Origin of the sequence: Streptomyces chengmaiensis, from assembly GCF_029846775.1 — a bacterium.
GTDB classification, from domain to species: Bacteria; Actinomycetota; Actinomycetes; order Streptomycetales; family Streptomycetaceae; genus Streptomyces; species Streptomyces chengmaiensis.
Window position 1 is genome coordinate 88018 of the sequence record NZ_JARWBG010000012.1, and the last position, 12467, is coordinate 100484.

14 protein-coding genes and 1 tRNA gene are annotated in these 12467 nt (G+C 70.5%); 11 read left to right on the plus strand and 4 right to left on the minus strand.

Annotation, left to right across the window (positions count from 1 at the left end; translation table 11 throughout):
* Window positions 1-93: 93 nt before the first annotated feature.
* The gene (locus QCN29_RS13030; protein WP_279928110.1) at window positions 94-306 is read left to right on the plus strand and encodes an alkylphosphonate utilization protein; all 213 of its coding nucleotides are present in this window, start codon (window positions 94-96) and stop codon (window positions 304-306) included.
* 149 nt (window positions 307-455) lie between these two features.
* Window positions 456-821 carry an ArsR/SmtB family transcription factor gene (locus tag QCN29_RS13035; protein WP_279928023.1) on the plus strand — a complete coding sequence of 122 codons (366 nt, stop codon included), beginning with the start codon at window positions 456-458 and terminating at the stop codon, window positions 819-821.
* Window positions 822-896: 75 nt separating this feature from the next.
* On the opposite strand, the gene QCN29_RS13040 is transcribed toward QCN29_RS13035, so the two are convergent.
* Window positions 897-2384, minus strand: coding sequence for an NAD(P)-binding domain-containing protein (locus QCN29_RS13040; RefSeq protein ID WP_279928025.1), 1488 nt, complete (start codon window positions 2382-2384; stop codon window positions 897-899).
* Between the two features lie 135 nt (window positions 2385-2519).
* Between QCN29_RS13040 and QCN29_RS13045 the strand changes: the two genes are divergently transcribed.
* Window positions 2520-2885 (plus strand): ArsR/SmtB family transcription factor, encoded by a 366-nt coding sequence (locus tag QCN29_RS13045; protein WP_279928026.1) that lies wholly within the window; start codon window positions 2520-2522, stop codon window positions 2883-2885.
* A 62-nt stretch (window positions 2886-2947) separates the two neighbouring features.
* Here QCN29_RS13045 and QCN29_RS13050 read toward each other — a convergent pair whose 3' ends face one another.
* Window positions 2948-3472 carry a MepB family protein gene (locus tag QCN29_RS13050; protein WP_279928027.1) on the minus strand — a complete coding sequence of 175 codons (525 nt, stop codon included), beginning with the start codon at window positions 3470-3472 and terminating at the stop codon, window positions 2948-2950.
* A 244-nt stretch (window positions 3473-3716) separates the two neighbouring features.
* Here QCN29_RS13050 and pstS point away from each other — a divergent pair, with 244 nt between their 5' ends.
* The 5 genes from pstS to QCN29_RS13075 all read left to right on the plus strand — a co-directional run bounded on the left by pstS (window position 3717) and on the right by QCN29_RS13075 (window position 7856).
* Window positions 3717-4868, plus strand: a complete 1152-nt coding sequence (gene pstS / locus QCN29_RS13055) for a phosphate ABC transporter substrate-binding protein PstS (protein WP_279928028.1) — start codon at window positions 3717-3719, stop codon at window positions 4866-4868.
* Window positions 4869-4958: 90 nt separating this feature from the next.
* The gene (locus QCN29_RS13060; protein ID WP_279928029.1) at window positions 4959-5471 is read left to right on the plus strand and encodes a GNAT family N-acetyltransferase; all 513 of its coding nucleotides are present in this window, start codon (window positions 4959-4961) and stop codon (window positions 5469-5471) included.
* Between the two features lie 118 nt (window positions 5472-5589).
* Window positions 5590-6102 carry a hypothetical protein gene (locus QCN29_RS13065; RefSeq protein ID WP_279928031.1) on the plus strand — a complete coding sequence of 171 codons (513 nt, stop codon included), beginning with the start codon at window positions 5590-5592 and terminating at the stop codon, window positions 6100-6102.
* Window positions 6103-6560: 458 nt separating this feature from the next.
* Window positions 6561-7046, plus strand: a complete 486-nt coding sequence (locus QCN29_RS13070; protein WP_240138230.1) for a hypothetical protein — start codon at window positions 6561-6563, stop codon at window positions 7044-7046.
* Between the two features lie 105 nt (window positions 7047-7151).
* The gene (locus QCN29_RS13075) at window positions 7152-7856 is read left to right on the plus strand and encodes a class F sortase (RefSeq protein WP_279928033.1); all 705 of its coding nucleotides are present in this window, start codon (window positions 7152-7154) and stop codon (window positions 7854-7856) included.
* Window positions 7857-7885: 29 nt separating this feature from the next.
* Here QCN29_RS13075 and QCN29_RS13080 read toward each other — a convergent pair whose 3' ends face one another.
* Both QCN29_RS13080 and QCN29_RS13085 read right to left on the minus strand, forming a co-directional pair.
* Window positions 7886-9112: a hypothetical protein gene (locus QCN29_RS13080; protein WP_279928035.1), complete on the minus strand. Its 1227-nt coding sequence runs from the start codon at window positions 9110-9112 to the stop codon at window positions 7886-7888.
* Window positions 9113-9547: 435 nt separating this feature from the next.
* Window positions 9548-9621 (minus strand) — tRNA-Thr (locus QCN29_RS13085).
* A 180-nt stretch (window positions 9622-9801) separates the two neighbouring features.
* On the opposite strand from QCN29_RS13085, the gene QCN29_RS13090 reads away from it, so the two are divergent.
* From QCN29_RS13090 to QCN29_RS13100, 3 genes are all read left to right on the plus strand, one after another.
* Window positions 9802-10938, plus strand: a complete 1137-nt coding sequence (locus QCN29_RS13090) for an ABC transporter ATP-binding protein (RefSeq protein ID WP_279928036.1) — start codon at window positions 9802-9804, stop codon at window positions 10936-10938.
* A 253-nt stretch (window positions 10939-11191) separates the two neighbouring features.
* Window positions 11192-11614: a hypothetical protein gene (locus QCN29_RS13095; protein WP_240138249.1), complete on the plus strand. Its 423-nt coding sequence runs from the start codon at window positions 11192-11194 to the stop codon at window positions 11612-11614.
* 68 nt (window positions 11615-11682) lie between these two features.
* The gene (locus tag QCN29_RS13100; RefSeq protein ID WP_240138250.1) at window positions 11683-12402 is read left to right on the plus strand and encodes a nucleotidyltransferase family protein; all 720 of its coding nucleotides are present in this window, start codon (window positions 11683-11685) and stop codon (window positions 12400-12402) included.
* Window positions 12403-12467 lie beyond the last annotated feature (65 nt).

Here is a 12467-nt window from a genome sequence, read left to right on the forward strand (position 1 = left end):
TGTGGCAGGAGCGGCGGAACGCCCGTCGCCCGCGCCGACCGACCCCGCGCCGACCCCGGCGCACCACCGCAAAGGAGAAAGCAGTTGAACGACGTGATCACCAAGGACAGCAACGGCAACGCGCTGCAGGACGGCGACTCCGTGACCCTGATCAAGGACCTGAAGGTCAAGGGCACCTCCGAAACCCTCAAGCGCGGCACTCTGGTGAAGAACATCCGCCTCACCGGCCGCCCTGACGAGGTCGAATGCAACACCAAGAAGGTCAAGGGCCTGGTCCTCAAGACCCAGTTCCTGAAGAAGGCGTAACGCGGGAGCGGGGGCAGTGCCGTCAGCCGGGCGCGCGGGAGCGAGGATGGCCCCATGGCGATGATTCCTGGGCGGACGCGGTGCATGGAGCACTGGCCTGGACGGACTCCACGGCGTTCGGGGCACGGGCGGGCTGAGAGGCGGTCCCGGTGAGCGCGCCGCTGTACCAGCTCAAGGCGGAGTTCTTCAAGACACTGGGTCATCCGGTCCGCATCCGGGTGCTGGAACTGCTGAGCGAACGTGAGCACGCGGTCGCCGAGATGCTGCCCGAGGTGGGCGTCGAGCCCGCCCATCTGTCCCAGCAGCTGGCCGTGCTCCGGCGAGCCAACCTCGTGGTCACCCGCAAGGAGGGCTCGAACGTCTACTACTCGCTGACCAGCCCCCAGGTGGCGGAGCTGCTGAGGGTGGCCCGCAGCATCCTGTCCGGCGTGCTCGCGGGCCAGGCCGAGCTGCTGGCGGACCTGCGCGCCGCAGAACCGCGGTCGACCCGGCCCGCGCGGCGCAAGCCGTCCTAGCCCTCTCCCGGAGCGCCTCCCGCAGTCGCCTCCCGAATCGCCTGGAGCGGCATCACCCTCCGCCGTCCCGGCGGGTCAGCAGCCGCCCGAGGAGGCCGGGGCGCCGACGCCGATCTGAAGGGCGGCGGGACCGGCCGCCGGGGCGGAGCAGCAGCCTCCGCCGCCGGAGGACTGGTCGGCTTCGGGTGCGTCGAACAGGCCTGCGCCGCCGCACACCCCGGTCTCGGGCAGGGTGAGTTCGACGCGGTCGGCTGCCTCGAGGTCGCCGGCGATGGCGGCGGCGACGGAGCGGACCTGCTCATAGCCGGTCATGGCGAGGAAGGTCGGGGCGCGGCCGTAGGACTTCATGCCGACGAGGTAGACGCCCGGTTCGGGGTGGGCGAGCTCGCGGTGGCCGTGGGGGTAGACCGTGCCGCAGGAGTGCTGGTTGGGGTCGATGAGCGGGGCGAGGGCGACGGGGGCCTGGAGGCGCTCGTCGAGCCCGAGGCGCATCTCGGACAGGAACGACAGGTCCGGGCGGAAGCCGGTCAGCACGATCACCTCGTCCACCGGGTCGAGTCGGCGGCCGTCTTCGCCGACGAGGATCAGCCGGCCGTCGCCGCTGCGCTCGACCGCCTCGGTGCGGAAGCCGGTGACCGCGTCCGCGTACCCCTCGTCGACGGCGGCCTTCGCGGCCAGGCCGAGGGCGCCGCGCGCGGGAAGCTGGTCGGCTTCGCCGCCGCCGAAGGTGGAGCCGGAGATGCCGCGGCGCAGAATCCACACGGCCCGGGTGCCGTCGCCGCGGCCATTGCCGTCGCCGTCGCCGTCGCCGTGGCCATTGCCGTCGCCGTCGCCGTCGCCGTGGCCGTGGCCGTGGCCGTGGCCGTGGCCGTGGCCGTGGCCGTCGCCGTTGCCGTCTTCGCCGGCCAGGGCGGCGAGGGAAGCCAGGGCGGTGAAGGCGGAGGCCCCGGAGCCGATCACGGCGGTGCGCTTGCCGGCGTACCGGGCCCGTACGGCGGGATCCCTCAGATCGGGGACGCGGTAGGCGATGCGGTCGGCGGCCCCCTTCTCCCCGAGGGCGGGCAGGCCGCCGGCGCCGGCGGGGCCGGGGATGGTCCAGGTGCCCGAGGCGTCGATCACGGCGCGGGCGAACAGACGCTCCTCGCGGCCGTCGGCATGGGCGACATGGACGACGAAGGGCTGGTTCTCACGGTCGGCGTCCACGACGCGGTCGCGCCCGGCACGGGAGACGCCGGTGACGACCGCGCCATAGCGGACCCTGCCGCCGAGGAGGTCGGCCAGCGGCTGGAGGTACCGCTCGGCCCAGTCGCCGCCGGACGGGTACGCCGCGGCGTCGGGCCTGACCCAGCCGGTGGGGGCCAGGAGCTTCTCGGCCACGGGATCGATGACCTCGCCCCAGGCGGAGAACAGGCGTACATGCGACCACTCGCGCACTGCCGCTCCGGCGGCCGACCCGGCCTCCAGCACCAGGGGTTCGATGCCGCGGTCGATCAGATGGGCGGCGGCGGCCAGGCCGACAGGGCCGGCGCCGATGACCACGACGGGCGGATTCTGCTTGTCCATGTGGGGCTGCTCCTCGGTTCCCGCTGGATACTGATTCGATATCTATCGATATCTCAAGGTGTCGCCAGCATGGCACCTGATTCGACAAGCGTCAAGATAGACGCTCATCGAATCGATATGTGTCAACATAGATGCATGTCGAGCACCCAGGCGCTGCCCCTGATCACACCGGAGGCCCCCGAGACCGCAGCCCCCTGCTGCCCGCCGCTGACCGAACGCCCCATGAACCCCGAGGAGGCCGAGACGGCCGCGCGGATGTTCAAGGCGCTGGGCGACCCGGTGCGGCTGCGGCTGTTCTCCGCCGTGGCCTCGCACGACGGCGGCGAGGCATGCGTATGCGACATCTCCGACGTCGGCGTCTCACAGCCGACGGTCTCCCACCACCTGAAGAAGCTCAAGGAGGCCGGCCTCCTGACCTCCGAGAGGCGCGGCACCTGGGTCTACTACCGGGTCGAGCCGGCAGTGCTGGCCGCCATGGTGCAGCTGCTCGGGACACGCTGAGTCCGCCCCGTCCACTCCGTGCCCGACGCCGCTGCGCAGCGGCGCAGCGGCGCAGCGGGCGCCTACGGGCGGTACAGGATGTGGGCACGCGTCAGGTCGGCAGGCCCGTCCTGGCCGAGGCTGAAGAAGTACTCCAGCTGCCATGCCCGGGTGCTGCGGGCCTGCCGGCTGGTCGTGGTCGCCCACGGCGGATAGACGCGGAATCCGCGCTTCCCGCCGGAGGCGTTGCGGGAGACGATGCCGCGCTCGCACAACACCTCGCGCGGGAACACGAACTGCCCAAAGCCGCCGTCGTCGCGGCTGCTGATGACGAAGAGGTCCACCCCGTCGTCGGCGTCGAAAGGCCGGATCGGCCCCTCCTCGGACCGCTGCCACACGGTGACGAACTGGCCCGCCTTCGTCGGGGTGGTCTTGGCCGCGCGGAACCGAACCGAGCGGCCGTCGAGTGTGAACGCGCAAGCCGCGTACTCGGCGCTTTCCGGTTCGGGCAGCGGCAGCGAGCAGGCGAAACCGCTCGGGTCGTACACCAACGCCTTCGCCGCCAGCAGGTCGTCGTGAAGCCCCGTCCACGGCGGATTCGTCACCATGCCGTCATCCTGCCATCACGCCCGCGCACACTGCTCCGGCACTCGAAGGGCGTGAGAAAAGCGCGGTGACCGGCCGGACAGGCCTTGGCCTCCGCTCCACCCTCTCCTCAGCTGCACGACGGCCATCCGTCGGGAAACGTTCGCACTCCCGCCGCCAACTCCGGCCACGCATGGGCAAGCATTTATGCCCTGACGCCCGGCGAGTGTTCAAGACGCCCGGCGAGTGTTCAAAGGGGGCCAAGGGATGCGGCACCGGAGGCGCAAGGACCGACGCTTCCTCCTCCCCGCCGGCGCGGCGGCCATCGCCGTAGCGGCCGTGGCGGGCGGAGTGCTCGTCTTGACGAAGGGGGACGGCGGTTCCGACAGGGCGGCGGCTCGCGACGACGGGCCCGCGGAACCGCCGGCCGCCCGGATCGACTGCGCGCGGCAGGGCAAAGTGCCCGGTTCCGGGTCCACCGCCCAGTCGAACGCGATGAAGCGATGGATCGAGGAGTACGAGCGGGCCTGCCCCGGCGTGCGCATCGCCTACAACCCGATCGGCTCGGGCGCGGGAGTCGCCCAGTTCCTGCAGGGCATCACGGCGTTCGGCGGCACCGACGGGGCGCTCGACACCGACGACGTAGCGTCCTCACGGGACGTGTGCCCCGGGGGCCACGCCATCGACCTGCCCATGGTGGGCGGGCCGATAGCCATCGGCTACCACCTCCCTGACGTGCACGATCTCGTACTGGACGCCCCGACCCTCGCCCGGATCTTCGACTCCCGCATCACGCGGTGGAACGACCCGGCCATCCGCCGGCTCAACCCCCGCGCCGCCCTGCCCGACCTGGCCATCCGGCCGGTGCACCGCTCGGACAGCTCCGGCACCACACAGAATCTCAACGCCTACCTCGCCGGCGCGGCGCCGGACCAGTGGCCGTACCCGGCCGAGAAGAGCTGGCACGGCAGGGGCGGCGACTCCGCGGACGGGTCGGTCGGCGTCGCCTCCGAGGTGATGTCCACCGGCGGCGCCATCGGCTACTTCGAGCTGTCCTTCGCCTCCAAGCGGCACATCGACACCGTGCGGATCGACACGGGGGCCGCGGAACCCGTCGAGGCGTCCCCGGAGACCGCGTCGGCGGGCATCGCATCGGCCAGGGTCGTCGGCGAGGACAAGGATCTGTCCCTGAAGTTCGACTACGGGACCTCGGCCCCCGGCGCCTACCCGATCGTCCTCGTCACCTACGAGGTCGTGTGCGACAAGGGCAACGACAAGAAGATGCTCCCCGCGCTCAAGTCCTTCCTCGCCTACACCGCGAGCGAGGAGGGCCAGAAGATCCTCCCCGGGATCCACTACGCACCGCTGCCGGAGAGTGTCGCCGCCCAGGTCCGCAAGGTGATCGGGACGCTCTCCTGACCTGACCGGTCCTGACCGGTACGGCGGCATGCCCCGCCGCGCCCCCGGCACGCCCCCGGCACGCACACCGTACGGGTACGTTCATCCATCATGCGCACCACCTGGATCACTCGCGCCGAGACCCGCGCCGACATCCCCGCAGTCCGCGAGATCAACCTCGCCGCCTTCCCCACCGCCGAGGAGGCCGACCTCGTCGACGCCCTGCGCGCCGACCCGGACGCATGGATCGACGGCCTGTCACTCGTCGCCGCCGACGAGACCGGGCACCTCGTCGGCCACGCCCTGCTGACCCGCTGCCACATCGACGACACCCCCGCCCTGTGCCTGGCCCCGTGCGCCGTCCGCCCCGAACGGCAGAACACCGGCGCGGGCTCCGCGGCCATCCGCGCCGCCCTCACCGCGGCCAAGGACATGGGCGAGCGCTACGTCGTCGTGCTGGGCCACCCGGCCTACTACCCCCGCTTCGGCTTCACCCCCGCCTCCGCCGACGGGATCACCCTGACCGTCGACGTCCCGGACGAGGCCCTGATGGCCCTCACCCTCGAAGCGGACGCCCCGCTGCCCAGCGGAACCGTCCACTACGCCGCGCCGTTCGGCATCTGACCGATCCCGCCGCGACCGGGAACATCAGGCAGCGCCACTGACACCCGGGGCGACGAAGCGCCGAGGACCGATGGATGCGACAGCAGTCGGCCGGCAGCCGGCCGATAGTGTCGCGTGCATGGGTGCCACGACAGCTGCCATGGTCGCTGCCATCGTCGGAGTGCTGGGCACTCTGCTGGCGCCGGTGGTCACGACGTGGGCGACCAAGCGCCAGCGGGCAGAGGAGAGCCGCGCCGAGGAGAGGAGACGGCTCTTCGAGGAACGGCGTACCGCCTACACGGCGATGAATCGCGCCTCCCGTCACTTCCACACCATGTTGAAGGACGCTCTTCATCGCCTGCGCGACGGGGTCTACACCGACGACGACCGAGCCCAGGTCGAACAGGCACGGCGGGACTACCGGGATCGGTACGCCGAGGCTCAGATGATCGTCCCCGAAGTGGTGCTCCGGGCGTCTCGCGAGGTGAACGTCGTCCTGGCCTCGACTGACGCCGCCGCCAAGCGCATTGATCGCGGCCTTTCCAGAGAGGGAGAGACCGCGGACCGGGCGCTCATCGATCTGAAGGCCGCGGAGCCCGCACTCACCGCCATGCGCCGGATCATGCGCGAGGACCTGGGCGTGGCCGACTGACCATGACCGAGGCCTCCCGTCCGGCTGAACGGTAGCCCCCTCCGGCGCCTGATCTGCCAGGTGCCCTGAGCCCCTGCCGGGTTCGAACCGACGACCCCCGCTTTCCACGTTCGATCTTCCCTCGACGTGGTTGCGGCCACCGCCGCGCACCGGTGCCATGCACGGCTGCCGATTGTCGTGAGCCGACCGGGAGGACCCGGCGGACGCCGGGCATTTCCGCCGCCCCCGCGGGCCACCTGTCCGGCTCAGGCCGCCACCCGTTCGCCACGTGTCTCCGACATTCCGTCATTAGGCGTATCACAACCGGTATGACCTGTATAAATATATATACGACATGATGGCATGGGTTCGTTCCGGAACGTCGGTCAGATCCCGGCAGCTGGTTGTCTTGTGACCGGGAGCGCGGCGCCCTCGCCGGGACAACAAGTCCTGCCCCGCGCTTGTCGGAGGCTGGTGACATGCGTACCGCACGCGTACGTGCCGTAGGGGCACTGACCATGCTCGCTCTTGGTTTCCCGGCCGCGTCGGCGGCCGCCGACGAGTCCGAAGTCCATGTCAGCCCCGGCGTGGCGTACCCGGGCTCCACCGTCGCGGTCAGCACGTCGGCCTGTGAGTCGGACGTCGCCTACGCCAAGGGACAAGCAGAGGCCGGAGGCCAGATCAACCTGCTCGAGGGCGGTACCAAGGGTGAGCTGTCAGGTGAGTTCACCGTTCCCCAGGACACCGAGGAAGGCGTCTACAGCATCACGGTCAAGTGCCCGCCATCGACCCGTGTCGTGACCGAGTTCGAAGTCGCCCGTCAGCCGGACGGGGCGGTGCGCGGCGGCTTCGGCGGCGCCGGCGCGATGAGCGGCACCGAGATCGCCGCCGGTTCGGCGCTGATCGTCGGCGCGGCGGCCGGCGGGATCGTCCTGCGGCGCCGGCGCTCAGACGCCGCCGGCTGATCCTACGGGCGCGGGCCTGCGCCGAGTCCGGCTCCGGCTCGCGACATAGGCCGGCGCCCGCACCGCCTCCGTATGCCCCCAGTCCGAAGCCGGGACCGTGACCTCATGGGACGCACGCCTTCCGCCCCTGTCCTGTCGACCAGAACTCTCGTCGTCGCCATGTGCGTCGGCATCTACCTGCTGGTACATGGGCTGCGCGGTGAAACGGCCCCCCAGCCGTCGGCCAACCAGGCGCACACACCGCCCGCCGCGCAGACCGCGCACCCCGCATCCACCGCCGCACGCCCGGACGCGCCCGGGAAGCCCGCCCCCCACCCGCCGTCGCTGCGCACAAGCGACCGGAACGGGGACCGGTCCCGCTCCGAACCGGTCCGACTGCGCATCCCCGCCATCGGCGTCGACGCGCCGGTCATGAAGCTGGCTCTGGACGCGGCGGGCACACTCCAGGTCCCACCTGTCGAGAAGGCCGGATTCGCCGGCTGGTACGCCAAGGGGCCTGCGCCCGGAGAGGCGGGTACGGCCGTCGTGGCGGGGCACGTCGACACCCCTTCCGGCCGCGCAGTCTTCTACTCGCTCGGAGCCCTCGGCAAAGGGAGTCTCGTCGAAGTGGCGCGTCAGGACCGGCGCACCGCGGTGTTCAAGGTCGATGCCGTCGAGGTGTACCCGAAGAAGACCTTCCCGAGCCGGAAGGTCTACGGCAGTACCGCCGCGCCCCAGCTGCGGATCATCACGTGCGGCGGCGGCTACAGCAAGAAGAGCGGCTACCTGGGCAATGTCGTCGTCTACGCGAGCCTGGCCGCCATCCGCTGATGGCGCCCGGTGGTCGAAGACCGCTCGCTTCAGTGCTCCTCCGGCTCGAGTTCCCCGATCACTCCGATCCGGATTCCCAGCCATGGATAGGTGTGGCGGTAGAAGAGGTTGTCCTGGGGCTGAAGTCCGACCGCGGAGGGCCACATCTGGAAGGCCGGTGCGTTGGACACCCCGCCGTGGAGCCGGCGCCAGACCCGGCCGAAGTCCTGGCCGGTCGGGGGCGGGGTGATCGTGTCGGTCCATTCGACCGCGTTGCCGCCTTGGTCGAGGGTGCCCCACGGCGAGGTGGTGCGGGCCTGTCCGGTCGTCTCGAGGCTGCCCTGGTAGAGGTCCGCGTAGGTGACGGGGTCCAGTCCGATCGGATTGACGGAGGAGCAGACTTCGGGCGGCACCTGCGAGGGGCACCAGGTGGGCGCCGGCTGTCCGGAGGCGTGGTACGAGGCGAGCGGCTGTGTCGAAGCGTTGGTGACGTCCCCGGTGGTGGGGTTGAGCACGGTGGGGCTGGGAGCGGTCGCGTCGCCGTCGCCGAAGACCCCGGCGTTGGTGGGGTACTTCCAGTACGAGTACGTACCGCCGCCGCTCGGGTCGTAGTAGGCCGCCTTGATCCACTCGTTCTGGCTCGGTACGACGAAGCCGCGGTCCTCGGTCCGCGTCGTGTCCGGGCGGTCGAGGTCGTACATCCCGCGCTCGGTCCGCGGCGAGAGGCGGACCTTGTAGGTGACATAGGTGAAGGCGCCCTCGGTGCGCGTCTCCTTGGCGAGGACGCGGCCGTTGACGAGCGAGTTGACGAACCGGGCCGCGTCGAGGAAGTCCGCGAAGCCGTACGGCTTGTCCGCCCACTCCGGGTAGGCCACCGAATAGTGACGGCCCCTGCGGGCGTCCTCCGAGTAGTCGACCTGGCCGTACTTGGGCCAGGCAGAGCCGCTTTCGCTCTCCTCGTAGAGGTCGAAGCGGTCGCGTCCGCCGGGGTCGACGGTGTTCAGAAACGCCACCCACTGCGCAACGGTGATCTCGAGCTTGCCGATCTCGTACGGGTAGTCGACCCTGCCGACCGTCAGACAGCCGCTCGATGTCTCGGGAGCCTCGGCGCAGTTCGGATAGACGGCGTCCGCGAAGGGGACCACACCCACCGACGGGTTGCCGGTGTCACCGACCCTGGCGGTGGTCACGGTGATGACTTCGCCGGACCGGTGGGGGTCGCTGCCGTCGGCGGGTGTTACCGCGGTGGCGGCCGGGGCGAGCGGCGCCGACAGCACGCACGCCGCTGCAGCAGCCCTGACGAGGCGGCGAGGACGAGGGGAAGCGTGGCGCATGGAGGGACCTGTCCGATCGTGGAGGGGCGCCCAGCGTGCCGCAAGCGGACGAGGCAGCCCGTGATCACAACAACACCGGCCGCCACAGTAACCCGCCGGTCACCCATCGCGCTGAAGTCGGCACCGAACGTAGCGAATGGCGGACAGGCGCCCGGGGCACTCCCCATCCGGCCGTGGCGCGCCGGCCCCCACCTCCGCGTCCGGGCGGGCCGTGACCTGCGCAAACAGTGTGATCGTTTAGGGGATCTTCAGGAAACGTGACTCCGGAGCGTAGCCAGAACATATGCGTGATGTAGGCAGACCGCTCCGAACGACGAAAGACCCAGGCAGCCACTCGGCTGACCTGGGTCTTCGTCGACCAGATGGCTGGTCAGGCAGAGCCCCCTGTCGGGTTCGAACCGACGACCCCCGCTTTACAAGAGCGGTGCTCTGGCCAGCTGAGCTAAGGAGGCAGCCGTAAGAGTGTATCCAACCGCCGGACCGGCCCGGTCGGAAATTCCGATGCCGGAAAATGCTGACAGGACGGACCCGGCCAGGTAGCGTCACCTGGAGTTCACTCTGGTGGACTAGACCCATCAGCTTCCTTTACTCGGATCGTCCGGCACGTTCCTGCCGGTGAAGGGACCATCACCATGGCCACTGTCACGTTCGACAAGGCGACCCGGGTCTACCCGGGCGCCGAGAAGCCCGCCGTAGACCAGCTGGAAATCGAGATCGAAGATGGCGAGTTCCTCGTCCTCGTCGGCCCGTCCGGCTGCGGGAAGTCCACCTCGCTGCGGATGCTCGCGGGGCTCGAGGACGTCAACGGCGGAGCGATCCGCATCGGGGAGCGGGATGTCACGCATCTGCCTCCCAAGGACCGGGACATCGCCATGGTGTTCCAGAACTACGCGCTGTACCCGCACATGACCGTCGCCGACAACATGGGCTTCGCGCTCAAGATCGCGGGGGTCAACAAGAGCGAGATCCGCAAGAAGGTCGAGGAGGCCGCGAAGATCCTCGATCTCACGGAGTACCTCGACCGCAAGCCGAAGGCGCTCTCCGGCGGTCAGCGGCAGCGAGTCGCGATGGGTCGGGCCATCGTGCGGGAGCCGCAGGTGTTCCTGATGGACGAGCCGCTGTCGAACCTGGACGCCAAGCTCCGGGTGTCCACGCGTACGCAGATCGCGAGCCTGCAGCGGCGGCTCGGCATCACCACCGTGTATGTGACCCACGACCAGGTCGAGGCCATGACGATGGGCGACCGCGTCGCCGTCCTGAAGGACGGGCTGCTGCAGCAGGTCGACTCGCCGCGCCATATGTACGACCGCCCCGCGAACCTCTTCGTCGCCGGCTTCATCGGCTCCCCCGCCATGAACCTGATCGAGGTGCCCATCACCGACGGCGGCGTGAGGTTCGGCAACAGCGTGCTGCCCGTCTCCCGCGAGGCCCTCAGCCAGGCCGCGGACAAGGGCGACACCACCGTCACGGTCGGCGTCCGGCCCGAGCACCTCGACGTGGTCGAGCTGAACGGCGACACCGCCGCCTCGCTGGCCAAGGGCGCCGCCGACGCCCCGGCCGGCCTTCCCGTCTCCGTCAACGTCGTCGAGGAGCTCGGCGCCGACGGCTTTGTGTACGGTTCCGCCGAGGTCGCGGGCGGGCACAAGGACCTCGTCGTCCGCGTCGGCGGCCGCTCCGTCCCGGAGAAGGGCAGCGAGCTGCACGTCGTGCCGCGCCCGGGCGAGCTCCATGTCTTCTCGACGTCGACCGGCGAGCGCCTCGCCGACTGACGGCTACGGAACGCCGGACGGCTACGGCTACGGCTACGGCTACGGCTACGGCTAGAGAACGCCGGACGGCTGTGTTCCGCTGAGCGGCCCCGCACTTCAGTGCGGGGTCGTTTCGCTTATGTCGATAAATACCTGTACAGGTCGGGCATTTCACCCCCGGCCGTCAACCCACCGGACGAAATTCGCCGGCAAACCTTCCCTCAACCGTGTGACTAAATGTCGCCAAATCACTACCGGCCGCTACGCTCGCTCCGTGACCCACACAGCCCGCCGTATCGGCCGTACCCTCGCCCTCGTACTACCCGTAGTCCTGGTGCTCTCCGGAACCCTCGCGGTCACCAGCGTGCCGTGGGCCGGGACCAGTTCGCAGACCCAGATGCTCGCCTCGTCGACGGACGTCTCCGTGCGCGCCAAGCCGCGCGCGGCACAGGACGTCCTGCGCGAGAGGCTCCTCACCGAGCTCCAGGGCAGGCAGAAGGACCCAGGCGCGGTCCTCACCAGCCTGCAGCAGGCCGTCGACCAGCGTCCGTCGCTCGCAGAGCACTGCATGGAGATCGCCCGTGCCCTCGGCCGTGCAGCGGTCAGTCTGTACGGGCCCGCCCGTGCCCAGTCCTTCGCACGCCCCGTCTGCGACACCTCCTACGCCTCCGGAGTCGCACAGCAGGCCCAGAGCTGAGCCGTAGGCAGCCCTGACGCCCGGACCGGCGGGACGCCCGCCGGTCACATCCGCATATCGTTCACGGCATGCAGACGTCTACGCATCCGACGCAGGCCGTGGTTCTGGCGGGCGGCCAGGGCTCCCGGCTGCGCCCGTACACCGACGACCGCCCCAAGCCGATGGTCGAGATCCCGGGGACCGGGACCCCGATCATCGGCCATCAGCTTGCCTGGCTGGCCGCCGAGGGCGTGACCGACGCCGTCGTCTCCTGCGGCCATCTCGCCGAGGTCCTCCAGGACTGGCTGGCGAGCGCCGACCTCCCCCTCCGCGTCACCACCGTCGTCGAGCCGGAGCCGCTCGGCCGCGGCGGCGGCCTCAAGTACGCCGCCGCCCGTCTTCCGGAGCCGGACCAGCCCTGGTACGCCACCAACGGCGACATCTGGACCCGCTTCTCGCTCCGCGACATGGCCGACTTCCACGCCGAACGCGACGCCACCGCCACCCTCGCCCTCGCGCGGCCCCGCATCCCCTGGGGCGCCGTGGAGACCGACGCCTTCGGGCACATCACGGACTTCATCGAGGCCCCGCCGTCGCCGTATCTCATCAACGCGGGCGTGTACGTCTTCTCCCCGGCTTTCACCAAGCTGCTGCCGGACCGCGGCGACCATGAGCGGACCACTTTCCCCCGGCTCGCCCGGGAGCGCAGCCTCGCCGGATTCCCGCTGCCCCAGGGGGCCTACTGGCGGGCCATCGACACCGCCAAGGACCTCACCGAGGCCGCCAAGGAGCTCACCGAAAGCCGCTGAGCGCGGGGGGCCACACCAGTGGGGCGGGCACCCGAACCGGGTGCCCGCCCCACCCGTACCCGTAC

Excerpts from the sequence above, each read along its gene's own strand:
- QCN29_RS13070 (WP_240138230.1), top strand. The coding sequence starts at position 6,561 with ATGCGTACCGCACGCGTACGTGCCGTAGGGGCACTGACCATGCTCGCT.
- QCN29_RS13065 (WP_279928031.1), top strand. The coding sequence starts at position 5,590 with ATGGGTGCCACGACAGCTGCCATGGTCGCTGCCATCGTCGGAGTGCTG.
- pstS (WP_279928028.1), top strand. The coding sequence starts at position 3,717 with ATGCGGCACCGGAGGCGCAAGGACCGACGCTTCCTCCTCCCCGCCGGC.
- QCN29_RS13045 (WP_279928026.1), top strand. The coding sequence starts at position 2,520 with ATGTCGAGCACCCAGGCGCTGCCCCTGATCACACCGGAGGCCCCCGAG.
- QCN29_RS13050 (WP_279928027.1), bottom strand. The coding sequence starts at position 3,472 with ATGGTGACGAATCCGCCGTGGACGGGGCTTCACGACGACCTGCTGGCG.
- QCN29_RS13060 (WP_279928029.1), top strand. The coding sequence starts at position 4,959 with ATGCGCACCACCTGGATCACTCGCGCCGAGACCCGCGCCGACATCCCC.
- QCN29_RS13100 (WP_240138250.1), top strand. The coding sequence starts at position 11,683 with ATGCAGACGTCTACGCATCCGACGCAGGCCGTGGTTCTGGCGGGCGGC.
- QCN29_RS13090 (WP_279928036.1), top strand. The coding sequence starts at position 9,802 with ATGGCCACTGTCACGTTCGACAAGGCGACCCGGGTCTACCCGGGCGCC.
- QCN29_RS13040 (WP_279928025.1), bottom strand. The coding sequence starts at position 2,384 with ATGGACAAGCAGAATCCGCCCGTCGTGGTCATCGGCGCCGGCCCTGTC.
- QCN29_RS13075 (WP_279928033.1), top strand. The coding sequence starts at position 7,152 with ATGGGACGCACGCCTTCCGCCCCTGTCCTGTCGACCAGAACTCTCGTC.